Genomic DNA, 24,523 nt, shown 5'->3' with positions numbered 1-24,523 from the left:
TACAACTATTGTAAGAATCATAATCGAATTTGAATCTATTTGCCTTGGAAGTTTACGTTGAATGCACCTCGACAAGGGCTATTTGCTAGCCTATTAATCGTAAGTTTTGCTTTGCATACCTTTTTAATGGTGATTGCAACTACCCATCAACTCAATGAAAACCGTGCCAGTCAGGGTCAGCTCATGACCAGTCAACTGGTCACCGATAGTCTGACCGAGCTTGATCCAGCCAATACGGTTTCACTGGCGTTGATTGCCAACCGCTACGCCACCAATCCAAGTGTTGCTTCTATTCGTATTCTGGATGCCAACAAACAGGTTCTGGCCACCAGTGGCATGGAAAAAACACGTCAGGGTGAGGTATTTGTCCGAGATGCAATGCAAAATGAAAAGAAGGTCGGTACGATTGAAGTGACGCTGATCCAGCCAAGTATTGGTGAAATCTTACGCACACAATGGCTTACCATTTTGGCATCCTTTCTCATACATGCCCTGCTATGGCTGGCTTATCGTGCGATTGCACGTCCGAGTCGCAGCGAATATCTGGCACGTATCAATAACGAAGCTCGACTTAAACATGAAATCCAGCAACTGATTCAGGCACTCGAAACTGAAAAACAAAATACCGTCACGCTGGTCGCACAAGCCAAACAGCAGGCAAAACAAAAAACTGCACACATCCCCGATGTAGTTTTACCTGAATCTGGTCAGAATGACCAGGCTGTGGCACTCAATGTACAGTTTTACGATCCAAAACAATTGCTCAATAGTGTGAACCAATCTGTTTCGATCCCCTATTTCAAACTCTGTCAGATCTTTTTGCAAAAAAGTATCGAACTGAGCTGCAAACACTATCACGTGAATCCAAATGAGATTCAGGTAGCCAACGAGTTCAATCAGCAAGGTGCCAACCTGATCATGAGCAAACCGACCACACAGGGCACCTTGTGTTTACTCATGACGGGTAGCGTATTCCAGTTACTCTCCGATGTGCTTTATAAAAGATATCGTGAAGATAAGCGTTTTGCCTTGCAAACCCGTTTTACGGTATCGACTGCGATTGAAGCGATGCAGCTTAATCCGATTGAAGCTGCGCAGCGTCTGACTGGGTACTTGCATGCCAAGGAATCTGCATTGCATCTCAATAACCATCAACTAAAGGTCGTGGGTGAAGCATTTCAACTGGTCGCTATGCCGAATCCAAGCAATGTGATGACACGCCATGCCTTCATGATGAATGGAATGAATAACGAATGTGCCGAGCTGGCACAGCGTTTACGTACCGAAATTCTCATGGGTAAAAAAGCGCGTGCGTCAATTGATGCCAGTCTGGAAAGCTCATCTAAAATCTGAGTTTACACACTCAAACAAACACCCGATCTGTCGGGTGTTTGTTTTTTTAAATGGACTGCTATATTAAAAATATAGCAAAGTTCATGCATTTTTTGACTATCAGCTTGATTAAAGCATAGGCAGAATGATTTAATTTTCACCCGATCAGACTTTTCAAGTGACTGATGTTCTGTGTATAAAGGTAAGCCAGAAAGTAAATAACAGAAGCATAGGCAAATATCGATAAAACACGGTAGACTATGCGATCAATTGTGAAAGGTAACAGTCTTCGGACACAGTGAGAAGGTAAAGGCTTATGCCGCTTAGTCATGTTGAAGCGCTTGTCGAAGATATCCGCGCAGGCAAAATGGTCATTCTGATGGATGACGAAGATCGTGAAAACGAAGGTGATCTGGTGATGGCTGCAACGCATGTCCGCCCAGAAGACATCAATTTCATGATTACTCATGCACGCGGACTGGTCTGCCTAACGCTGAGCCGCGAGCGTTGCCAGCAACTGAATTTACCACTGATGGTCGATCATAACGGCGCACAGCACGCAACCAACTTTACCCTTTCCATTGAAGCAGCAGAAGGGATTACCACAGGAATTTCGGCGGCAGAACGTGCGCATACCATTCGTACAGCCGTTGCTGCACATGCCAAGCCAAGCGATATTGTTCAACCAGGTCATATTTTTCCATTAATGGCTCAACCAGGCGGTGTATTACATCGTGCCGGTCATACCGAAGCAGGCTGTGATTTAACTCGTCTGGCAGGACTTGAACCTGCTTCTGTGATTTGTGAAATCATCAATGAAGACGGCACCATGGCACGTCGTGAAGATTTAGAGGTGTTTGCTGAAAAACATGGTTTAAAAATTGGAACCATTGCAGACCTGATTCACTATCGAATGACCAATGAACAAACGGTTGAACGTTTAGGGCAACAAACCATTGAAACCGATTACGGTTCGTTTGAACTCTATCGCTACCGTGAAATTGGTAATCCAGATATCCATTTGGCGCTGGTGAAAGGTGAGCCCAAAGACGGTGTAACCACAGTGCGTGTACATGGCTTTAATCCAACACGTGACTTACTCAAGCTGAAAAAACAGGATGGCGAGCCAGCCTGGAATCTGGATCGCGCCCTTCAAAGCATTGCCAGTGCTGAACGTGGGGTACTGGTGTGGATTGGACAAAATCATCTACAGGATCTGGGACCAGCATTAGAAAGTCTGACCCAGCCTAAGCCACTCAAATCAAATGCAGCACTTTCTCACCAGTACCAAACCATTGGAGTGGGTGCACAAATTTTACGTGACTTGGGCGTTGAAAAGATGAAGCTACTCAGTTCGCCTTTACGTTTCAATGCATTATCTGGATTTAACTTGGAAGTGGTGGAATATATCACCGCAGATCAAACTATAGAGAACTAATCGAGGTTGTTATGGCAATTCGCCGAATTGAAGGTTTATTACATCTCGCGAGCGAAGGCCGTTACGCGATTTTGGTCGGTCGTTTTAACAGTTTTGTCGTTGAGCATTTGCTCGAAGGTGCAATTGACACCTTGAAACGTCATGGTGTTAGCGAGGATAATATCACTGTTGCTTACGCACCAGGTGCATGGGAACTCCCAATCGTTGCTAAAAAACTGGCAGCGTCGGATAAGTTTGATGCCATTATCGCTTTGGGCGCAGTTATTCGTGGTAGCACCCCGCATTTCGACTTTGTTGCAGGTGAATGTGCCAAAGGTCTGGGTGTTGTTGCACTTGAAAGTAGTCTTCCAGTGATCAATGGTGTATTGACCACTGACAGTATCGAACAAGCCATTGAGCGTTCAGGTACAAAAGCAGGAAATAAAGGTTCTGAAGCAGCCTTAACTGCAATTGAAATGGTTAATCTGTTAAAGGCAATCTAAAGCATGTCGCAAACACTCCAAGCCGCTTATGCAGCGAAACGCAAAGCACGTCGTTTTGCTGTACAAGGCATTTATGAATGGCAAATGAGCCGTAACCCAGTGCATGAAATTGAAGCGCGTACTCGTGTTGAAAATGCAATGCACAAGGTCGATCTTGGCTATTACCATGAATTGCTCACGCAAGTGGTTGCACAACATGAAACATTGGATACGTTACTGGTTCCGGTACTTGACCGTGAATTGAATGCTCTGGATGGCGTCGAGTTAGCAACCTTACGTTTAGGTGCATATGAGCTTCGAGACCATCTCGAAATTCCTTATCGTGTTGTTCTAGACGAAGCCATCGAACTCGCTAAACACTTTGGTGGGGCTGATAGCCACAAATACATCAATGGTGTACTTGATCGTTTAGCTTCAAGATTACGCGAAGCTGAAAAACAACAAGCCAACTAAGACTTGTTGCACATATGGCTGAGTTTTCTGTTATTGACCAGTATTTTTCCCGTTCTTTATTGCAAGACGAGGAACTTGGTGTCGGCGACGACTCAGCCTTGCTTAATCCGCCAAGCGGACAGCAACTGGTCATTTGTACCGATACGCTGGTTGCAGGTCGGCATTTCCCTCTCGATACTTCTGCACACGCCATTGGCTGGAAAAGTGTAGCAGTCAATCTGTCTGATATTGCCGCTATGGGTGCAAAACCACATAGTATTTTACTGGCGCTCAGTCTGCCTCAAGTCGATCACGACTGGCTCGCAGCGTTTAGTGCGGGCCTCTATGATTGTTGTGATCAGTTTGGTGTTCATCTGATTGGGGGTGATACCACACAGAGTCCGCATCTGACCATCACCGTGACCGCCTTGGGATATATCGAAAAGCATCAAGCCATTTGCCGATCTGGTGCACAGGTGGGTGACTATGTAGTTGTCAGTGGTCAAATCGGTGATGCCGCTTATGGTCTGGCTCATTTAGGCAGCCGCTTACAACAACGACTGGATTATCCAACACCACGTTGTGAACTCGGGCAAACCCTTAAAGGACTCGCCTCCAGTATGATTGATATATCGGATGGTCTGGCACAGGATTTGGGTCACATTCTTAAAGCATCGCATGTAGGTGCTCGTCTCCGTTTAGACCAACTCCCCATCGATCCGCTGCTCGCCTCACTTGAGTCTGAACAAAAATGGCAATATGCGCTAGCAGGTGGTGATGATTATGAGTTATGTTTTACGATTAGCCCACAGCATTATGAAAAACTTTTGAGACAGCCACTCAATATTAGCATCACAAAAATTGGCGAAATCACAGCACAACAAGATTTATCATTTGAATATCAGGGTCAGGATTACCCATTGCAGCTTAAGGGATACCAACACTTTGCCTAAACCACCGATCAATTTTCAACAGATGTCTTGGTCAGATCGCTGCATTGTTTTTTGTGGTGTAGGATTTGGTTCAGGTTTATTACCCAAAGCACCTGGAACCTTTGGTTCTGCTTTTGCGTTGTTATTTATTCCATTCTGGGTCTGGGCTGGATTTTATCCAAGTGTCCTGATGATTTTGATGATGAGTCTTGTAGGCATTTACATCTGTGGTAAAGCAGCCAAGCTTATGGGCGTGCATGATGATGGACGGATCGTGTGGGATGAATTTGCAGGACAATCGATTACCGTTCTGCCTTTAATCTATTTTAATCTTATGGATGTAAAATGGGCCCTCATCAGTTTTGCCTTGTTCAGACTTTTTGATGTCTGGAAGCCTTGGCCTATTCGGGTGATTGATCGTCAGGTGCATGGTGGCTTTGGCATCATGCTCGACGATATTATCGCTGGATTGTGGGCCGCACTGTGTATTTTGATATATTTATCTCTGGTCTAAACCGTTAAGTAGGTTATTCATGACAACGACCGTTATTATTCTTGCTGCTGGTAAAGGAACGCGCATGCGTTCCCATCTTCCTAAAGTTTTGCAACCACTGGCAGGGCGTCCACTGCTTGGGCACGTTATCCAGACGGCAAAACAGCTCAATGCAAATAATATTATTACTATTTTTGGACATGGTGGCGCACAGGTTCAGCAACAATTTCAGCAAGAAAATATTCAGTGGGTCGAACAAACCGAACAACTTGGTACAGGTCATGCAGTACAAATGACCTTACCCGTATTACCACACGATGGTTTGTCTTTAATTCTTTATGGCGATGTTCCTTTAGTACGTCAGCAAACCCTTGAAAAATTACTTGCGGTATCGAGCACCACAGGTATTGGCATGATTACGCTTCGTGTTGAAGATCCGACGGGCTATGGCCGAATTATCCGTGAAAGTGACAAAATTCAAGCGATTGTTGAACACAAAGATGCTTCTGAGCAACAGCGCCAGATTCAGGAAATTAATACGGGCATCTATTGTGTAAGCAACCAAAAACTGCATGAATGGCTTCCAAAGCTTTCCAATAATAATGCACAAGGTGAATATTACCTCACCGACATCGTGGCAATGGCGGTGGCTGATGGACTTGAAATTGCGTCTATTCAACCCGATTTAGCTTTTGAAGTTGAAGGCGTCAATGACCGACTGCAACTGGCAGCGCTTGAACGAGAATTTCAGTTACAGCAAGCCAAAAGCCTGATGCAGCAAGGCGTTACCCTGACTGACCCATCACGTTTTGATTTGCGTGGTACACTTAAAATTGGGCAAGATGTCCGCATAGATATTAACGTCATTATCGAAGGCAACTGTGAGCTCGGTGATTTTGTTGAAATTGGTGCAGGTTGTGTGCTCAAAAATACTAAAATTGCTGCTGGCACCAAAGTACAGCCTTACAGCATTTTTGAAGATGCTGTGGTCGGTGAAAATACCCAGATTGGTCCATTTGCCCGCTTGCGCCCAGGTGCTCATCTGGCGGCCGAGGTACATATTGGCAATTTTGTTGAAGTCAAAAACACAAGTATTGGTGTGGGTTCAAAAGCCAATCACTTTACTTATTTAGGTGATGCCGAAGTCGGTGCAGGTTCAAACATTGGTGCAGGTACCATTACCTGTAATTATGATGGCGCCAACAAGCATAAGACAGTTATTGGTGATGCAGTCTTTATCGGTTCAAATAGCTCACTGGTTGCACCTGTAAGCATTGGTGATGGTGCAACAGTAGGTGCAGGTTCTGTCATTACACGTAATGTGCCAGAAAATACGTTGGCATTTGAGCGTGCGCAACAGATTGAAAAAGCGAATTATCAACGTCCACAAAAGTTGAAAAAATAAGAGGAACTCAGTATGTGTGGTATCGTCGGAGGCGTTGCAGAACGTAATATTGCCGAGATTTTGATCGAGGGATTAAAACGCCTTGAATACCGTGGATACGACTCTGCGGGCGTTGCTTTAATCAATCAGCAGCAGATCTTGCGTGAGCGCCGTGTAGGTAAAGTTGCTAATTTGGCAGAAGCGGTTGCACAAAGTAAAATTTCAGGTTCACTGGGTATTGCACATACTCGCTGGGCGACACACGGTAAACCTACAGAGAATAATGCACATCCGCATACTTCGGGATCGGTTGCTGTAGTACATAACGGCATTATTGAAAACTATCAAGAACTTAAAGATGATCTTGAAGCACTGGGTTATGTGTTTACTTCTCAAACCGATACCGAAGTGGTTGCTCATCTTATTAACCATGCCATGACTGAGCAGCATAACCTGCTGGATGCCGTACGGGAAGTTGTGCCTGAACTCAAAGGGGCTTATGCACTCGGCATTATCCATACCGACTATCCAGACGAACTTATTACTGTACGTGAAGGTTCGCCTTTGGTGATTGGCGTCGGGATTGGCGAAAACTTTATCAGCTCCGACCAACTTGCACTATTGCCTGTCACCAACCGCTTTGTGTACCTCGAAGAAGGTGATATTGCACGTCTAACCCGTGACAGCATTGAAATTTATGCGCATGGTGTCAAAATCGAACGTCCAGTTAAAGAGCTGGATGCATCGGTAAGTAATGCTTCAAAAGGCGAATATAAGCACTACATGCTCAAAGAGATTTATGAGCAGCCAGAAGCCATTCAGCAAACGATTTCTCAGGCTTTAAATGGCAATGCTTTACGCGAAGATTTCCTGCAATTTGCTGAAGCAGACTTTAATCAAATTCAAAATGTACAGATTATTGCCTGTGGTACCAGTTACCATGCGGGGATGATTGCCAAGTACTGGTTTGAACAATTGATTGGTGTTCCCTGCCAAGTCGAAATTGCCAGTGAGTTCCGTTATCGCTCACCTGTTATTGTGGCGAATACTCTGTACATCTGCATTTCACAATCGGGTGAAACGGCTGATACCTTGGCTGCCCTGCGTGATACTCAAAAACGTGCCAAAGCTAAAGATATTCAGATCTCAACATTAACCATCTGTAATGTCGCAACATCTTCAATGGTTCGTGAAACAGACCATCATTTGCTCACCTTGGCTGGTCCAGAAATTGGCGTGGCTTCAACCAAGGCCTTTACCACACAGCTTGCAGCATTAATGTTATTAATTCTGAAGATTGGTCAGGTGAAAGAGCAAATTGCTGCTGAGCAAATTGCTGAGATTGCATCACAACTTTGGCACTGTCCAAAAGTGATGCTAGATACATTACAGCACAATGCAGAAATTTTACGCTTATCTGAGCTGTTTGTGGAAAAGCAACATTGCTTGTTCTTAGGCCGTGGCACGCATTATCCAATCGCACTTGAAGGTGCATTGAAGCTGAAAGAAATTTCGTACATTCATGCAGAAGGTTATGCAGCGGGTGAGCTCAAACATGGTCCATTGGCATTGGTCGATAATGAAATGCCTGTGGTGATTTTGGCACCTCATGACGACATGCTGGACAAGCTAAAATCGAATATGGAAGAAGTGCAAGCACGTGGTGGTGAGCTGTTTGTCTTTGCTGATGAAAACAGTGGCGTTCGTGAGAAAGACCGTCAACATGTGGTCTTGATTCCGGAGGTCAATGCTTGGCTGGCACCGATTGTTTACAGTATTCCAGTTCAATTACTGTCTTACCATGTTGCGGTACTACGTGGTACAGATGTCGATCAACCACGTAACCTTGCCAAGTCGGTCACGGTGGAATAACTTAAGATATTGATATATATCATTTTTTAAAATATTATCTATCAACTATAAAAAACCCTGTTTCAATGAAACAGGGTTTTTTATCTATAAATTAAATTTAGACGCTGGTTCATCCAATTAAATGAATTTATATTTCAATTATAAAAATTACATTATTCGCAATAAATTTTCATAATTCGTAATTATAAAAAATCCGTATGATGAAGATAAAGAAAAAATTCATTTGCTAAGGAATGCAGAAAAATGACTACATCTTTATCTTCGTTTATTGATGTTTCACCTCAGTCAGATTTTCCGATTCAAAACCTGCCGTATGGTATTTTTAGTACAACAGTACACGGTAAACGTCGGGTGGGTGTAGCCCTCGGCGATTGGGTGATGGTCAGCGGAACTGATATTATCCGTCCATCTGGCCAAATCAAATTGCCCGATCAGGAACGTCCAGTCTTTTCTGCCTGTCACAAGCTAGATTTTGAACTGGAAACTGGGTTTATCATTGGAAAAAGTAGCCAGGTTGGTCAGCCAATTCCGATTGAATCTGCGTGGGATCATATTTTTGGTATAGTACTGTTTAATGACTGGTCGGCGCGTGACTTGCCAATGGGAGTATGTCCCGTTAGGACCATTTAATGCCAAAAGCTTTGCTTCATCCATCTTGCCATGGATTGTTACCCTTGAGGCACTTGAATCCTTTAAAACCAGCTCACCAGCGCAAAATCCCCTTCCACTGACGTATTTACAAGAAGATCTATCTGCCAATAGCTATGACATTTATTTATCGGTTGAACTCAAAGCAAAATATCAAGAACAGGCAGACATAATCTGCAAAACTAATTTTAAATATATGTACTGGTCGATAGCACAGCAACTGACTCATCACATGGTGGCAGGTTGTAATGTACAAGTGAGTGACTTGATGGGTTCAGGCACAATTTCTGGTCCAACACCTGATTCTTACGGTTCTCTTTTAGAAATTACCTGGAATAACAGCAAACCGTTGTAACTTTCAAATGGTGAGTAGCGCGGCTTTTGCAAGATGGCGATACGCTGGTAATGAAAGGCCATTGCTTGAAGCCAAAGTGCACTTGGAAAATAACGGTATCGATGTGCTTGGTATAACGAACCACGGTATTTTTCACTCGATTTATTTCTTTGATCCTAACGGTCACCGCATTGAACTGACCTATGATGACCCATGCTCACCAGAGAAAATTGCTCCGATTACCGAGCAAATTAAATATGAGATGCTGGATAAATGGACGCGCACCAAGCGGGCACCGCACCATACCCATTTTCTACATGCAGAAGAACTAAGTTAAACTCAAAACTTAGTCGATATCAATGTTACACAGATTTTGCTGGATTTTCATGTTATGGTCATGACTCGAAGTCTCATAAATCATCATAAATTAAACTTAGGAGATCAGCTTGGATATAAAACAAAAAGACGATGGCAAACACGGCGTATTTGAAGGATACGATGATGAAAAGCTTGCGGGTGAAATGGTGTACACATGGGCAGGCGATCAACTGTTCATCATTGACCATACCGATGTTGCAGATAGCTATCGTGGACAAGGTATTGGACGTCAACTACTTGATGCTGTAATTGATTTCGCGCGTAAAAAACAACTTAAAATTATTCCGCTTTGCCCATATGCCAAATCTGTTTTTGATAAACATCCAGAATTACGTGATGTATTAAGAGATGCCTAACGATGTTATTGGTCAGTGCCTGTCTTGCTGGTGAGCCGGTACGCTATGATGGCAAAAGTTGCACGGTTTCTCTGATCAAGAGTCTAATTGCACAAGGTAAAGCCAAGCCCATTTGCCCAGAATGTCTGGGTGGGTTGCCTACGCCTCGCCCTGCTGCCGAAATTCAGGGCGGCACTGGAGATGATGTATTGGCGGGGCGTGCCAAAGTGATTGATAGCAATGGTCAAGATGTAAGTGCTGCATTTATTGCAGGCGCCTATCAAACACTCAAGATCGTCCAATTCTATCAAGCCATAGCAATTGTCTTAAAAGAAAATAGCCCATCTTGTGGTTCACAGTTCATTTATAACGGGCAGTTTAATGGCCAGAAACGGACAGGTCTTGGCGTTACAGCGGCACTGCTCAAGCAGCATGGTTTTGAAATTTTGTCTGAGCATGAGCTTGAGCAATGGTATGCAAATCAAAAATTATCTCTAGGCTCTTGCTGAGTTTTTTGCTTGCTTTGACGAGCCCAATACGTTGCCAGCATTGCGCCTGAAATGTTGTGCCACAAACTAAAAATAGCACTCGGCACTGCAGTAATAGGTGATGCAGCAAAATGTACGGCGGCCAAAGCTACGCCCAGTCCAGAATTTTGCATCCCCACTTCAATTGCAATGGCTTTGCTATCGTAATCGGACAGCCTTAACCAGCGACTTGCCCAATAGCCAATCAGGAAACCCAAACCATTGTGCAACATAACTACTGCAAGTATTAACGCGCCTGATTGTAATATCGCAGCTTTGCTCGCTCCAATAATTGCTGCAACAATGGCTACAATTGCAAATACCGAAATCAGTGGCATCACCTCGATATATCGATTTACCTGTCGAGCAAAGAAACGTCGTAGCAGTAGCCCAATCAGGATAGGAAACAAAATCACCTGTAAAATCGATACAAACATCGACATTGCATCGATCTGAATCCATTGACTGGCCAGCAGATAAAAAATGGCTGGCGTCAAAAGCGGTGCAAGCAGGGTCGAGACGCTGGTGCATGCCACTGAGAGTGCAATATTCCCTCGCGCCATATAGGTAATGACATTCGATGCCGTTCCGCCTGGACAGCATCCCACCAAAATCACACCAATCGCGATCTCTGAAGGCAACTGAAATAACTGACACAGTAAAAAGGCCAACCCTGGCATCACCACAAACTGCGCCACCACCCCAATCAGCACAGCTTTGGGATAGCGCAATATTCCCTGAAAATCTTGTAAGGACATGGTCATGCCCATCCCAAGCATAATGATCCCCAGCATCCAAGGAATATAGGCTTTCAGCCACACAAATACATCTGGCATCCAGAACGCCAGCGCAGCAAAGACCACCACCCACAGTGCAAAGGTTTTTTGCACAAAAGCGGTAAATCGCAACAATGCCATCATTCGTCCGCGCTCCATCTTAATTTTTACAATTTGCATTAATCCGTAAGGGTGCGTACCTTAAACCAAAATATTGCGTGATGAAATACGTTGAACGCCCGATGCCAGCATTTCCTGCCAAGCATGTTGTAGCGAGCCATTCATATCGATGGCTTTACAGGCATCTATAATGACATAACTGTTTAGTCCTGCCTTAGAGGCATCAATTGCTGTCCATGCCACACAAAAATCAGTTGCAATCCCCACAATATAAACTGTATCAATGCCCCGCTCTTTTAAGTAGCCTGCCAGACCCGTCGAGGTATGCCGATCCGCCTCCATAAAAGCTGAGTAACTGTCGATATTGCGATGAAAACCTTTGCGAATAATCAATTGTGCCGTGGGTAAATCAAGTGCAGGATGTAACTCGGCATCCTGAGTACCCTGAACACAATGGCTTGGCCATAATACTTGCGGGCCATAAGGCAATTGAATGGTATCAAATGGCTGTTTTCCCAGATGATTACTAGCAAAAGAGATATGATTGTGTGGATGCCAGTCCTGTGTAATCACAATAGTATCAAAACAGGTACCCAACTGATTAATGCATGGAATAATCTGATCCGCACCAGCAACCGCCAAATTACCGCCTGGCGTAAATCCATTTTGCACATCCACCACGATCAACGCGCAATTGTTTGCCTGTTTCATTCTAAGCTCCAGCATCATTCTGCCTTAAATATTATCGACCTAGACAGAAGGATCTTATTGTTGTGATTGATTACGTTTTCTCACCACATCGCAGCATAGCAACTCGACATCATGATACAAGCTTTTTGCCTCAGTCAGATTGCAGCAAACAGATTTTATCATCTGGGAGAAACACGTTTACTTGTATAAAACCAACTCAACCATAACATTTTCGTTGAGAAACTCTTTATTCTGTCAAAGTTTTTTCATGCTTTGGCTAAAGCATATTGTTCTTATCTCTCTGATCAGTCATAATTTGCATAATAGTCATCCAGACTACTTGTCTAGAATATGACTTACACTCAGAATACTGCAGACCGTCCACTTTTCGTTTTTACTATTTCATTCGGATGGAAAAATAGGATATTTTTTTAAAATGACTCAGCAAGCACCGACCATTCAAGGCTCAATTGTCGCAATCGTCACCCCTATGCATCAAGATGGCAGTGTAGATTGGAAGGGTCTTGAGAAGCTCGTTGAGTGGCACATACAACAAGGTACAAACAGTATTGTCGCCGTCGGAACCACTGGCGAAGCGTCAACATTGAGCATGGAAGAACACACAAAAGTTATTCAAGAAATCATTCGTGTGGCCAACAAACGTATTCCAATTATTGCTGGTACTGGTGCAAACTCAACTCACGAAGCAATCGAGCTGACTCAGGCTGCTAAAGATCTTGGCGCTGATGCAGCACTTCTCGTGACACCTTATTATAATAAACCCACACAAGAAGGCCTCTACCAACACTATAAAGCGATTGCTGAAGCAGTTGATATTCCGCAGATTCTTTATAACGTACCAGGTCGTACTGGTGTCGATTTATCCAATGAAACTGCAATTCGTCTGGCTGATCTTACCAATATTATTGGTATTAAAGATGCAACTGGCGATATTCCACGTGGTCAGGCACTCATTGAAGGCCTAAATGGTAAAATGGCGGTATATTCTGGTGATGATGAAACTGCATGGGAACTGATTACACTGGGTGCAAAAGGTAATATTTCGGTAACTGCAAATATTATTCCTAAAGCAATGAGTGAGTTATGTGCAACTGCATTGCAAGGTCAAAAAGAGCAGGCAAAGGTGCTCAATGATCAAGTTGCAAATGTACACAATATTCTATTTTGCGAATCGAACCCAATTCCTGTGAAATGGGCGCTACATGAGATGGGATTAGTTGATACAGGTATTCGTCTACCATTAACACCTCTCGCTGAACAATATCGTGAACCTCTCCGTCATCAGCTAAAAGCTGCGGGAATTATTCAATAAGAGCAAATTATGATGCAGTTACGTCTTGGGTTTACCTTCGCAATCGCCAGTATCGCTTTGGCTGGTTGTAGCAGCTTGAGTTTAAATAATCATTCTTTGGACTATAAAAAGGCTTCTACTTTAGCGCCACTTGAATTGCCTGCTGACACAACCATGCGACCATTTACGCCGCTGTATCCTGCGCCAATTGTTGATGAGCTGGCAATCCAGCATGCACCAACGCTCGAAAACAAGCGTGGTAACCGCTATGCCTTGCCACGTCCTGAAGTAACCCCTGTACAAACAGCAAATACCTCAGGTGCGACTACAGAAACAAGTCGTCCGCGCTTGGTGATTGACGGTAACAAGAATCCGCTACTGCAAATTGATGGTTCATCCGATGCAATTTGGCAGTACACCATGGCTACACTCAGCAGCCTGAATTATTCTGTGATTGCTCAAGACAAAAATGCATATCAAGCTACGATCAAAGTCGGTGAGCAGGTTTTTGTTCTTAAGCTCACTGCTGTTGGTACCAGCAACAATCTGGCACTCTTTACACCAAGTAATAGTTTTGCAGATGCCGCCACTGCCAACCAAGTGTTAAACCAGATTTACCAAAATTGGCCAGCCTAGTCTCTCTAGGCAATTTTTTTTTGCAAAAGGTTCCCTCATGTTAAAACAAACCTTGCTCTATACTGGTAAAGCAAAATCTGTCTATGAAACAGACAGCGCAGACCATTTGATTTTAGTCTTTCGTGATGATGCCTCAGCGTTCAATGGCGAAAAAATCGAACAGCTAGATCGTAAGGGCAAGGTCAACAACCGTTTCAATGCCTTTATCATGGAAAAACTGGCCGAAGCTGGTATCGAAACTCACTTTGAAAAGCTTTTGACTCCAAATGAAGTATTGGTGAAAAAGCTCAATATGATTCCTGTTGAATGTGTTATTCGTAACTATGCTGCGGGTTCTTTATGCCGCCGTTTAGGTGTTGAAGAAGGTAAGCAACTGACTCCACCAACATTCGAATTGTTTTTTAAAGATGATGCGCTTGGCGATCCAATGGTGAACGAATCTCAAGCGATTGCTTTAGGTTGGGCAACTGCAGATCAGCTAGAAAAAATGAAAGAATTGACCTATCAAGTGAATGATGTTCTCAAGGCATTATTTGATGCAGGCAACATGATTCTGGTCGATTTCAAACTTGAATTTGGTGTATTCCATGACCGTATCGTACTTGGTGATGAATTCTCTCCAGACGGTTGCCGTTTGTGGGATAAAGACACCAAGAAAAAACTCGACAAAGATCGCTTCCGTCAAGGTTTGGGCGGCGTAGTTGAAGCCTACGAAGAAGTTGCTGCACGTTTAGGCATTAACCTCGATGATATCTAATTAATCACTTGTTAAAGTGAGTAATCAAGGTAGTCTTAATGACTACCTTTTTTTATAGCTCAAGCCAATCCCAAAGCTATTCATTTTCTGTGTATCAGATCAAATCCAGAATCATTCCATTATGGTGCAAAAACTAATCAATCTGTTAAATTCAACTAAAAATGCACGATAAAGTACCTTTCTTTACTTATTTTTAGCTGTAACTCATTTCAATAAATCAACTAAGATACTGAAATTTATATTATTTTTTAAATTTTCAGATCACTTTTAACATTGTATTTGGCTGCTATTTTGGTGATCTGGTAAGACCAGGTCTGACCAGATCACCTTATTTACGTTTTTTTATAACCTTTATTTAACAATTTTGATAATGACAACCTTTAACCACTGATTTGGATTTAAAAATTTCAACAATATATTCAAATACTTACATCAATAAATTAATTTATTTTAATCATGGCATGGTTGTTGCTAAATCTAGTGTAAATCCTGTTCTCTCTCCTCATACTGCTGGAGTTCTCATGTTGAAACGTTCTACTCTTCTTTTAGCTGTTACTACAACACTATCTGCCCTTATGCTTCCAACTTTTGCTAATGCAGATGCGCTAGCTGACATTAAAAAAGCGGGAGTAATTAAAATTGCAATTCCACAAGATTTCCCTCCGTTTGGGACAGTGGGTACAGACTTAAAAGCCCAAGGCTATGATATTGATGTTGCCAAACTTATTGCACAGGATTTAGGTGTTAAACTGCAACTGGTTCCAGTGACTAGTGCCAACCGTATTCCTTATCTAACCACCAAAAAAGTGGATCTGGTAATTTCAAGTTTGGGTAAAAACCCAGAGCGTGAAAAGGTGATTGATTTTGTTGGTCCTTATGCACCTTTTTATAATGGGGTGTTTGGACAAAAAAATGTCAGCGTCAAATCTGCGGCTGATCTTGCGGGTAAAACCATCGCTGTGACCCGTGGTTCCATCGAAGACTTAGAGCTGAGTAAAGTCGCTCCAAGTTCGACCACCATCAAGCGTTTTGAAGACAACAATTCAACGGTTTCTGCATTTTATTCAGGCCAAGTCAACCTGATTGCAACGGGTAACGTAGTTGCAGGCACACTCAGCAAACATTTCAGTAAAAAGCCATTAGAAACTAAATTCATTATCAAGAATTCACCTTGCTACATCGGCTTAAATAAAGGTGAAACTGCGTTGCAAAACAAACTCACCGCAATTATTAAAACCGCTAAGGGCAATGGTCAACTCAATCGGATCTCTGTGCAATGGTTAGGTACACCTTTACCAAAACAACTCTAAATCCCACTTCAGTCTGATTAAATGAGAGATTGATATGGCCTATCAATTTGATTTTTCCAGTGTTCTACCCTATACAGGCATGATTGCAGAGGGGCTTGGTCGCACGATTCTCCTGACGCTGATTGGTACGGTATTTGGTCTGGCACTGGGCATTATTGGGGGAGCCTGCCGTGCGTGGCAGGTCCAACCCTTAAGTACGATTTTTCGTATTTATGTGGAAATGATCCGCAATACACCTTTTCTGGTTCAATTGTTTTTTATCTTTTTTGGTTTACCTGCAATTGGCGTGACCATGAATGCATGGACGGCCTCAATTCTTGCCATGATTATTAATCTGGGAGCCTATAGTACCGAGATTGTACGTGCAGGTATTCAAGCCACGCCTAAAGGACAAATTGAAGCGGCGGCTTCGCTCGCCATGACCCGCTTTCAGATTTTGCGTCACGTGGTACTTCCTCCCTCTCTTGGGCGTATCTGGCCTGCATTATGTAGCCAAATCATTATTGTGATGCTGGGCTCATCGGTATGTTCTCAAATTTCAATGGAAGAACTGACCTTTGTTGCCAATTTTATTCAGTCTCGCAACTTCCGTGGGTTTGAAATTTATATTGTGATCGCAGTGTTGTATCTGATATTGGCGATTGTGATTCGCGCCCTGCTGATGCGTATTGGACGTGCCTGCTTTAAAGGGAGTATTCGCTAATGATGATGCAAGAATTTACACTCTGGGACATCATCCAGAATTTACTGCATGGCTTAGGCTGGTCATTACTTCTGTCACTGATGGTGTTCTTATTAGGTGGGATTTGCGGCCTACTTATTTTAATGCTGCGCATTAATCCTGACCCGATTTTACAAAAAGTTGCGATTGTCTATATCGAATTTTTTCAGGGTACACCGCTATTGATTCAGTTATTTATGACTTTTTTTGGTCTATCTTTACTGGGTATCGATATCTCACCTTGGACTGCTGCGGCATTTTCATTGACCGCTTACGCAGCCGCCTACTTTGCAGAAATCTGGCGTGGCTGTGTGCAATCTATTCCTGTAGGGCAATGGGAGGCAGCCGCTAGTCTTGCTATGACACGCTTACAGCAGTTTCGCTATGTCATTCTGCCTCAAGCCATACGTATCGCGATTGCACCAACAGTAGGTTTCTCGGTGCAAATTGTGAAGGCGACTGCTGTCACCTCCATCATCGGTTTTACCGAGCTGACCAAAACGGGCTCTGTACTCGCCAATGCCACCTTTGAACCATTCTTGGTATTTGGACTGGTTGCAATCGGTTATTTCATCTTGTGTTACCCACTGTCTGCTTTAGCAGCTTATCTTGAGAAAAAACTTCATGGCTCTGCTTCACATTCATAATTTACATAAACGCTTCGGTGAACATCACGTTTTAAAAGGAATTGGACTAGATGTCGAAGCGGGTTCAGTGGTCTCTATTATTGGTCGTAGCGGCTCTGGAAAAAGTACCTTGCTTCGTTCAATCAATGGACTTGAAACCATCGACGAAGGCTATATCGAAGTAGATGGTACTCTGCTAGAAGTCGGGCAGACTGACCTAAGAGCATTACGCTTAAAAGTGGGCATGATTTTTCAGCAATTTAATTTATTTCCGCATCTGACCGTGATTGAAAACGTGATGCTAGCGGTACAAATTGTCAAAAAAATGGATAAAGCCGCCACGCGCGATCTGGCATTGATCATGCTGGATAAAGTCGGACTTAAACACAAAGCCGACGCCATGCCAAGTCAGCTTTCTGGTGGACAGCAACAGCGCGTAGCTATTGCACGTGCACTGGCCATGTCTCCTAAAATTTTGCTCTGTGATGAAATCACCTCAGCACTTGATCCAGAATTGGTCAATGAAGTTTTGGCCGTGGTGCGGGATTTGGCACAGGAAGGCATGACCCTGATCATGGTGACCCACGAAATGCGATTTGCTCGTGATGTTGGTGATTACTTGCTGTTTATGCACGAAGGACGTGTACATGAGTATGGTAGTGCCAAAGAACTGTTTGCTCACCCTCAAACCGAGGAGCTGCGTTCCTTTATTCATCTGACCCATGCCTAGGTCTTTACAGCGGACAAAACCTTTTTATGTAACCATCACGCTATGTGCTGGTTTTGTCCGTTGATTGATTCTTCCCCATGTTATCGTTACACAAACTGCCTAGTAATGTACTGGATTGTTTTTGATAAATTCCATAAAAATCATAAATAAAAGAGATGTAAACAAATGATCTTCAATCGCTGTTCATCTCTGTAATCTTTTTTATTGAGAAGAATTAAGGAATACTCGCATGACTGAAACAGAACAAGAAAAAGCAGACGTCGAAAGAGAAAAAAATAACAATAATCTCAGTTGGCAGGAACGACTTGCGGTGGAAGAACATGAGAAGCTTTCGCCACGTCTGGTTTATGAGATTATTCGTAGAGATGGGATTGAAGAGCTGAGTCGCCCCACCAAAGCCTTAATTTTCTCTGGTATCACTGCTGGCATTATTATTAGTTTTTCATTTATCTTTAAAGCAGCACTGATCGCTTATCTTCCTGCCGAAGCAATATGGATCGATCTGGTCGCCAATATGGGATATACCGTTGGATTTGTGCTAGTGATTTTAGGACACATGCAGTTATTTACGGAAAATACCATTACCACTGTAGTACCACTGTTTAATCCATTTACTTTTGAAAAACTTAAAGGTGTTTTCCGTCTGTGGAGCATTGTTTTTATTTCCAATTTGGTGGGCACTGCCCTCGCAGCATTATTTTTACTCAATACTCAATTGTTCACAGCTGAAATTGATCATGCACTCAATGAACTAGCACATCATGTGGCATCGTTTAGCATGACCGAAAATTTGATCAAGGGCATTCCCGCAGGAATTCTGATTGCTTCACTGGTGTGGATGTTGCCTTCTGCCAGCAATAAATTTTTGCTGATTTTTTTTATTACCTATCTGATGGGATTAGGTGGTTTTACCCATGTGATTGTCGGCTCTGCCGAGATGGCTTATTGGGTTTACCAAGGACATGCATCTTTGGGTACTTATCTGTTTCAGTTTCTTATTCCCACCACACTGGGCAATATTATCGGTGGAACAGGTGTATTTACCCTGTTGATCTATGGGCAAGTCAATGAAGAACTGGATTAAGCACTATATACTGTCAATGGGTAAAGGGCGACCAAACAGGTAGCCCTGAAAGGTAAAACACTGGTTTTGGGTTAGACAAATAAATTGTTCTTCGGTTTCGACCCCTTCGGCAACCACATTTAAATCCAAAATATGTGCCAAATTGATAATAGTATTCACAATCGCAATATCTCTTGAATTATCCACCATATTTTTTACAAAAGAACGATCAATTTTGAGCTGATCTAGAGGCAATAGCTTGAGGTAATTCAAAGACGAATAGCCTGTGCCAAAATCATCCATTGAAAAACGAACACCAATTTCAATCAGTTTTTTCATTTTTTCAATCGAACTTTGCATGTCTGTATAAAACATGCTTTCAGTCAGTTCAAGACGTAAACGATATGGGTTGGCTTTGGAATCCTGAATAATCTGAATGATATTTTCTTCAAAATCTGATTTTCTAAATTGCTGTACACTGATATTGACTGATAGTGTCCAATGCGCCGAGTCAGTATTTTGACTCCATTGATATAACTGCTGACAAGCCATCATCAATACACGATTACCAATCAGATGAATCAGATCAGATTTTTCTGCTTGCTCGATAAACTCGCCTGGCAATATCAGACCACGAACAGGATGAATCCAGCGTAATAATGCTTCATAACCAATGATCTTTTTATGCTGATCGACTATCGGCTGATAGTACAATTCAAACTCATCTCGTATCAATGCCTGACGTAAATCTGAAAGCAAAGAAGCTCTTGAAATGACGTTTTGCTCCATCAGAGGATCAAATGTACAAATACAGTTTTTACCATTGGCTTTTGCCTGATAAAGCGCCATATCTGCGTATTTTAAAAGCTCATTTTGAGGTATTGAGGCATCATTAAAAACAAAAATCCCAATACTGACACTGGTTTGAATAACCTGATTTTCTAGATTAAAAGGTTGATAAATTGAATTTGATATCCGTTCAGCAATTGCTTGTGCCTGAGCTTGCGCGATCTCTTCATTTTCACTTAAATTGGACAAAATAATTAAGAGCTCATCTCCACCCAGACGAGCGATAGTTTCTGTTTCACGGACACATTTTTTGACACGATTCGCCACCATTTTGAGTAGATTATCGCCATAATCATGACCAAGTGTATCGTTCACTGTTTTAAAATTATCCAGATCCATCATTAGAATTGCACTATGATGCTGACTTTCCTTGGATAATTCGATCACCTTTTTTAAACGATCTTTGACATAACGGCGATTCGGCAAACCCGTTAATTCATCATAAAGTGCCATATATTTGGCGTGATCTTCAGATGATTTCAACTGGGTAATATCTGTCCGAATTGAAATATAGTTCTTAAGTAATCCGTCATTATCCTTTAACGGTACAATCGTCGTATCGACCCAATATAATTTACCCTGCTTAGTCCTATTACAAATCTCACCTTTCCAGATATTACCTTGTGCAATCGTTTTCCACATTTGTTTAAAAAAACTACGTGGATGAAATCCAGAATTAATAATTTTATGTGTTGTCCCTACTAATTCATAATATTCATATTGTGAAATATCACAAAATTTTTCATTTACATGGGTAATTACCCCACGATTATCTGTGATTGCAACAATAGAATGTGCATCAATTGCCAACTTATAATTTTCAAAATCCTTAAGTATTTTTTCAAGTTGTTGATGGATACTTAATTGTTCTGTCAGCTCAAATACACTGATTAAAATCCCATCGATTCTCTGATCGATAGAATATTGGGGTGCTACAAATACCGTCTTATATGAAATAAACGTGTCCAAAAAAGGGCTTTGCCAACTTATCTGGGCTGCATGTCCTTCTAAGGCAGGTGCTAATAATGGTTGGATATGTTTGCACCAGTCATGTGGAATTATCTCTAATATTGGAATATTTTGAATTTCTGAGACTTTTTTACCAATTGATTCAAAGAATGATAAATTTCCCCAACGAAATGTCAGGTCTTGATTTAAATATGTGACACTATTAACCGTATTTTCTAAATTAAAAATATTTTTCACTTTATGACAACAGTATTTTTAAAAAATCTATTTAATCATTATATTACCACATATATATTTTTATAACGCACTTATTCAATATGAATTTTTTTATATCTAAATATAATGGTTTTATTATTTAAAATACATTTTCCAGATTTGAAGTTAGATATATAGTTAAAACACCTATATATCTACGTCAGCGATATAAATAGATTATTTTATTATCAAAATCTATTTTTAAAGAATAACTTAGATGAATTATCAAACTGATTTAATCGTAAATGATACACGACGGTTGTCTTCATTATTCATCTTGGAGCTGTGACATATTAGACCAACATGATCAATTCTTGGACTTTGGTCACTTCTGGTTTTGATGTAAGCTTAAGCCTACATCATTAGAGGCATACACCTCTATACGACCTATATTTCATCAATTATGATGGCCTTATCAGGAACAGGATGTTCCAGAACACAAAACAACAATGATTTGTTCATGCATCAGGATGTGAGGTACGACAGGAGTTATACCTAGCAACGGAATACGAAAATAGCCCAACAGGATGTTGGGCTTTTTTTCTATTTTCATATCCGCATTCAGCAGTTTAATTTATTGCTGCTGATCTTGTTGCCAGCGTCTTTGTTGTAATCGCTCCCCTTCAACTTCACGTTTATTACGTGAAAATTCATACAGCTTGGTGCCTTTAAGCTCTGGTGGCAGATACTCTTGAAGTACAAAATGCTCAGGATAATGATGGGGATATAGATAATCTGCGCCATAACCTTGCTGTTTCATCAACTTGGTGGGTGCATTGCGTAAATGCAACGGCACTGGCAAATTGGCTGTTTTCTCAGCCAACGCCAATGCGCGATCAATCGCTAAATAAGTACTGTTACTTTTGGGGCTGGTGGCCAGATAAACCGCACACTGCCCCAGAATAATTCTCGCTTCAGGCATACCCACCGCCTGAACCGAGCGAAAACATTCACCAGCCAACAACAGCGCATTCGGATTCGAATTACCAATATCTTCAGATGCTGCAATCAGCATACGCCTTGCAATAAATACAGGATCTTCTCCACCTTTGATCATACGTGCCATCCAGTACAAGGCGGCATCAGGATCACTACCACGTATCGATTTAATGAATGCCGAAATAATATCGTAATGCTGCTCGCCAGATTTGTCATAGCGGGCAATATTTTGTTGTGCCACCTTGACTGTTACCGCATTGGTGACGATGTTTTCTTGATCTGGCTCAAAGGTACTGGCAATCAGGTCAATCAGATTCAGGGCCTTACGCGCATCCCCCGCTGCAAACTGGATCAGTGCCTCATATTCCTCGATATGAATATGACGCTGTTTTAAAAATGAATCTGAGTCGATAGCTCTATCAATTAAATTTTGAATCGCAGCCGAATCCAATACATTTAAGGTGTAGACCTGACAACGTGACAATAAGGCACTATTCACTTCAAAAGATGGATTTTCAGTCGTCGCACCAATCAGGGTGATTTTTCCCTTCTCAACCGCATTCAAAAGTGCATCTTGCTGAGATTTGTTAAAACGATGAATCTCGTCAATGAATACCACAGGCGTCAGTAAATCACCACTTTCTGCAATGATTTCCCGTAGTTCTTTTACCCCGGTATTTAGTGCAGATAAGCTGACAAAAGGACGATCTACCGCTTGTGCCAATAAAAGCGCAATGGTCGTTTTTCCAACCCCAGGTGGCCCCCAAAAAATAATTGAGGGTAAATGCCCCTGATCGATCATTTGACGTAATGGCGCATGCTCTCCAAGCAAATGATCTTGTCCAATAATTTCCGATAAATCTCGTGGACGTAAACGTTCGGGAAGTGGAATATGAGTATCTGACATTACGAATGACTTAATGGTGTTTTCCTGTAGTCTATTGTGTCTGATGCAAATCTACAATTTGAATCTACAATCAAATAAATCATTTCTGAATATCTGCATTGAGGATTTGCTGTAGTGTGGCATAAGCTGCTTTCACCCGTGCATCATTGGGAAAATTACGATTGGCAAGCATCACCAGTCCAATCTTTTGGCTCGGAATAACCACCACATAAGCCGAAAAACCATTGGTTGCACCAGTTTTATTCAAAAGGGCCTGCTGCGGAGCAGTGATAGGTTTTGAAATGCCTGTAACAGGTTGAGGCTGTAGAGCCATTTTAGCGGAATTTCCCGCCAGCAAGGTTGTTAAGGATACTGGATAAGTATATTGCTCCCAACCCAAGCCCTGTCGCATCTGTCCCACCCGAAAATAACCCATCTGAGTGGTTTGTATGGCCTTTCGGAGCGTGGGTTTTAGATTTTGGGGATTTATTTGAGCATCTAGAAATTTAAGCATATCGGCAGTGTTACTTTTGATGCCATACGCCTCTGCATCAAACATACCTGGTGAGACACGTATCGCCTGATCTGCCTGATATCCCCATGCATAATTTGACATCTGCGCTGCTGGAACGTTGATATAGCTATGATGCATCCCCAACGCAGGGAATAACGTATTTTCAATTAGATTTGAATAGCTATTTTTCATCGCAAGTGCGGTGACATAGCCCATCAAGCCAATGCTTGGATTTGAATATTCTCGAATACGTCTTGGAGCCGCTTTAGGCTGCCAGTGCTGAAAATACTGAGTCATGTCTTGTGTTGTCTTGATCTGCTCAGGAAACTGTAGCGGAAAACCACCTGCGGTATAGGTCCCCAGATTCAGGAGAGTCGCCTGATTCACTGCTGTATTTTTTAATTCTGGAAAATATTGGGCAGGATGATCACTCAACTTAAGTTGACCTTGTGCTTGAGCATATCCCGTCAGCGTTGCATTAAAGAGCTTACTCACCGAACCCAACTCAAATAGAGTATGTTCAGAGACATTTTGCTCGGTCTGTTTAGATGCTACGCCATAATTCTGATAGTAATGTTGCCCATTTATGCTGACCGCAATCGCCATTCCTGAAATTTGATACTGAGCCATAAGGGGCTTAAAATGTCGATCTACACTTTGTTGAATTGATTGTTGGACTGTCGATTGAGCGACCGTACCACAGGACAATAGTCCTGCAATACAGCCTGTCATGATCTTAAATGGCACGTTATCTAAGTTACCTAATATGTCTTTCATCATTTA

The 24,523-nt window shown here is 42.2% G+C and carries 23 protein-coding genes and 2 pseudogenes; 20 read left to right on the top strand and 5 right to left on the bottom strand.

Going from position 1 to position 24,523, the window contains the following annotated elements; genetic code table 11:
* Nucleotides 1-57: 57 nt before the first annotated feature.
* From F952_RS04625 to F952_RS04565, 12 genes and pseudogenes are all read left to right on the top strand, one after another.
* Nucleotides 58-1,353: a hypothetical protein gene (locus F952_RS04625; protein ID WP_004923197.1), complete on the top strand. Its 1,296-nt coding sequence runs from the start codon at nucleotides 58-60 to the stop codon at nucleotides 1,351-1,353.
* A gap of 295 nt (nucleotides 1,354-1,648) precedes the next feature.
* A complete protein-coding gene (gene ribBA / locus F952_RS04620) occupies nucleotides 1,649-2,770 on the top strand; it encodes a bifunctional 3,4-dihydroxy-2-butanone-4-phosphate synthase/GTP cyclohydrolase II (protein WP_004923193.1) in 1,122 nt (373 codons plus the stop codon).
* 11 nt (nucleotides 2,771-2,781) lie between these two features.
* The gene (gene ribH / locus F952_RS04615) at nucleotides 2,782-3,252 is read left to right on the top strand and encodes a 6,7-dimethyl-8-ribityllumazine synthase (protein WP_004923191.1); all 471 of its coding nucleotides are present in this window, start codon (nucleotides 2,782-2,784) and stop codon (nucleotides 3,250-3,252) included.
* A 3-nt stretch (nucleotides 3,253-3,255) separates the two neighbouring features.
* Entirely contained in the window at nucleotides 3,256-3,705 is a 450-nt protein-coding gene (nusB, locus tag F952_RS04610; RefSeq protein WP_004923188.1) for a transcription antitermination factor NusB, read from the top strand.
* 14 nt (nucleotides 3,706-3,719) lie between these two features.
* Nucleotides 3,720-4,637, top strand: a complete 918-nt coding sequence (gene thiL / locus F952_RS04605; RefSeq protein WP_004923184.1) for a thiamine-phosphate kinase — start codon at nucleotides 3,720-3,722, stop codon at nucleotides 4,635-4,637.
* Between the two features lie 22 nt (nucleotides 4,638-4,659).
* Complete coding sequence (locus tag F952_RS04600; RefSeq protein ID WP_161634729.1) at nucleotides 4,660-5,130, top strand: phosphatidylglycerophosphatase A family protein; 471 nt, start codon at nucleotides 4,660-4,662, stop codon at nucleotides 5,128-5,130.
* A gap of 19 nt (nucleotides 5,131-5,149) precedes the next feature.
* The gene (gene glmU, locus F952_RS04595) at nucleotides 5,150-6,514 is read left to right on the top strand and encodes a bifunctional UDP-N-acetylglucosamine diphosphorylase/glucosamine-1-phosphate N-acetyltransferase GlmU (protein ID WP_004923178.1); all 1,365 of its coding nucleotides are present in this window, start codon (nucleotides 5,150-5,152) and stop codon (nucleotides 6,512-6,514) included.
* Between the two features lie 12 nt (nucleotides 6,515-6,526).
* On the top strand, nucleotides 6,527-8,365 hold the full coding sequence (glmS, locus tag F952_RS04590) for a glutamine--fructose-6-phosphate transaminase (isomerizing) (RefSeq protein WP_004923173.1): 1,839 nt from the start codon (nucleotides 6,527-6,529) through the stop codon (nucleotides 8,363-8,365).
* A 243-nt stretch (nucleotides 8,366-8,608) separates the two neighbouring features.
* Nucleotides 8,609-9,439 (top strand): annotated as a pseudogene (locus F952_RS16675) (fumarylacetoacetate hydrolase family protein); the annotation flags it as partial.
* Nucleotides 9,430-9,684 (top strand): annotated as a pseudogene (locus tag F952_RS04575) (VOC family protein); the annotation flags it as partial. The pseudogenes F952_RS16675 and F952_RS04575, both read left to right, overlap by 10 nt.
* A gap of 109 nt (nucleotides 9,685-9,793) precedes the next feature.
* A complete protein-coding gene (locus tag F952_RS04570; RefSeq protein ID WP_004923162.1) occupies nucleotides 9,794-10,081 on the top strand; it encodes a GNAT family N-acetyltransferase in 288 nt (95 codons plus the stop codon).
* A 2-nt stretch (nucleotides 10,082-10,083) separates the two neighbouring features.
* Complete coding sequence (locus tag F952_RS04565; RefSeq protein ID WP_004923160.1) at nucleotides 10,084-10,569, top strand: 2-thiouracil desulfurase family protein; 486 nt, start codon at nucleotides 10,084-10,086, stop codon at nucleotides 10,567-10,569.
* On the opposite strand, the gene F952_RS04560 is transcribed toward F952_RS04565, so the two are convergent.
* Together F952_RS04560 and pncA are read right to left on the bottom strand one after the other, a co-directional pair.
* Nucleotides 10,542-11,507, bottom strand: a complete 966-nt coding sequence (locus tag F952_RS04560) for a bile acid:sodium symporter family protein (protein ID WP_004923158.1) — start codon at nucleotides 11,505-11,507, stop codon at nucleotides 10,542-10,544. The two genes, F952_RS04565 and F952_RS04560, sit on opposite strands and share 28 nt — an antisense overlap.
* A gap of 57 nt (nucleotides 11,508-11,564) precedes the next feature.
* On the bottom strand, nucleotides 11,565-12,194 hold the full coding sequence (gene pncA, locus F952_RS04555) for a bifunctional nicotinamidase/pyrazinamidase (protein WP_004923156.1): 630 nt from the start codon (nucleotides 12,192-12,194) through the stop codon (nucleotides 11,565-11,567).
* 415 nt (nucleotides 12,195-12,609) lie between these two features.
* On the opposite strand from pncA, the gene dapA reads away from it, so the two are divergent.
* The 8 genes from dapA to F952_RS04515 all read left to right on the top strand — a co-directional run bounded on the left by dapA (nucleotide 12,610) and on the right by F952_RS04515 (nucleotide 19,349).
* On the top strand, nucleotides 12,610-13,506 hold the full coding sequence (gene dapA / locus F952_RS04550) for a 4-hydroxy-tetrahydrodipicolinate synthase (RefSeq protein WP_004923154.1): 897 nt from the start codon (nucleotides 12,610-12,612) through the stop codon (nucleotides 13,504-13,506).
* Nucleotides 13,507-13,515: 9 nt separating this feature from the next.
* Nucleotides 13,516-14,121 carry a hypothetical protein gene (locus F952_RS04545; protein WP_004923153.1) on the top strand — a complete coding sequence of 202 codons (606 nt, stop codon included), beginning with the start codon at nucleotides 13,516-13,518 and terminating at the stop codon, nucleotides 14,119-14,121.
* 37 nt (nucleotides 14,122-14,158) lie between these two features.
* Nucleotides 14,159-14,878 (top strand): phosphoribosylaminoimidazolesuccinocarboxamide synthase, encoded by a 720-nt coding sequence (gene purC / locus F952_RS04540; protein ID WP_004923151.1) that lies wholly within the window; start codon nucleotides 14,159-14,161, stop codon nucleotides 14,876-14,878.
* A gap of 521 nt (nucleotides 14,879-15,399) precedes the next feature.
* Nucleotides 15,400-16,188, top strand: a complete 789-nt coding sequence (locus tag F952_RS04535) for a transporter substrate-binding domain-containing protein (RefSeq protein WP_017385124.1) — start codon at nucleotides 15,400-15,402, stop codon at nucleotides 16,186-16,188.
* A 34-nt stretch (nucleotides 16,189-16,222) separates the two neighbouring features.
* Entirely contained in the window at nucleotides 16,223-16,891 is a 669-nt protein-coding gene (locus tag F952_RS04530; RefSeq protein ID WP_004923146.1) for an amino acid ABC transporter permease, read from the top strand.
* The gene (locus tag F952_RS04525) at nucleotides 16,891-17,556 is read left to right on the top strand and encodes an amino acid ABC transporter permease (RefSeq protein ID WP_004923145.1); all 666 of its coding nucleotides are present in this window, start codon (nucleotides 16,891-16,893) and stop codon (nucleotides 17,554-17,556) included. The genes F952_RS04530 and F952_RS04525 overlap by 1 nt, the downstream gene beginning before the upstream one ends.
* On the top strand, nucleotides 17,534-18,265 hold the full coding sequence (locus F952_RS04520) for an amino acid ABC transporter ATP-binding protein (protein WP_004923143.1): 732 nt from the start codon (nucleotides 17,534-17,536) through the stop codon (nucleotides 18,263-18,265). The genes F952_RS04525 and F952_RS04520 overlap by 23 nt, the downstream gene beginning before the upstream one ends.
* A 229-nt stretch (nucleotides 18,266-18,494) precedes the next feature.
* Complete coding sequence (locus F952_RS04515) at nucleotides 18,495-19,349, top strand: formate/nitrite transporter family protein (protein ID WP_004923141.1); 855 nt, start codon at nucleotides 18,495-18,497, stop codon at nucleotides 19,347-19,349.
* A gap of 3 nt (nucleotides 19,350-19,352) precedes the next feature.
* On the opposite strand, the gene F952_RS04510 is transcribed toward F952_RS04515, so the two are convergent.
* The 3 genes from F952_RS04510 to F952_RS04500 form a co-directional block, all read right to left on the bottom strand.
* Entirely contained in the window at nucleotides 19,353-21,383 is a 2,031-nt protein-coding gene (locus F952_RS04510) for a putative bifunctional diguanylate cyclase/phosphodiesterase (RefSeq protein ID WP_004923139.1), read from the bottom strand.
* Nucleotides 21,384-21,975: 592 nt separating this feature from the next.
* The gene (locus F952_RS04505) at nucleotides 21,976-23,247 is read right to left on the bottom strand and encodes a replication-associated recombination protein A (RefSeq protein ID WP_004923137.1); all 1,272 of its coding nucleotides are present in this window, start codon (nucleotides 23,245-23,247) and stop codon (nucleotides 21,976-21,978) included.
* Between the two features lie 79 nt (nucleotides 23,248-23,326).
* Complete coding sequence (locus F952_RS04500; protein WP_004923134.1) at nucleotides 23,327-24,520, bottom strand: ADC-like class C beta-lactamase ADC-8; 1,194 nt, start codon at nucleotides 24,518-24,520, stop codon at nucleotides 23,327-23,329.
* Nucleotides 24,521-24,523 lie beyond the last annotated feature (3 nt).

Source organism: Acinetobacter baylyi DSM 14961 = CIP 107474 (assembly GCF_000368685.1).
GTDB lineage: Bacteria > Pseudomonadota > Gammaproteobacteria > Pseudomonadales > Moraxellaceae > Acinetobacter > Acinetobacter baylyi.
The sequence above is the reverse complement of the archived record's forward strand: the minus strand, read 5'-3'. Positions and strand labels throughout refer to the sequence as shown.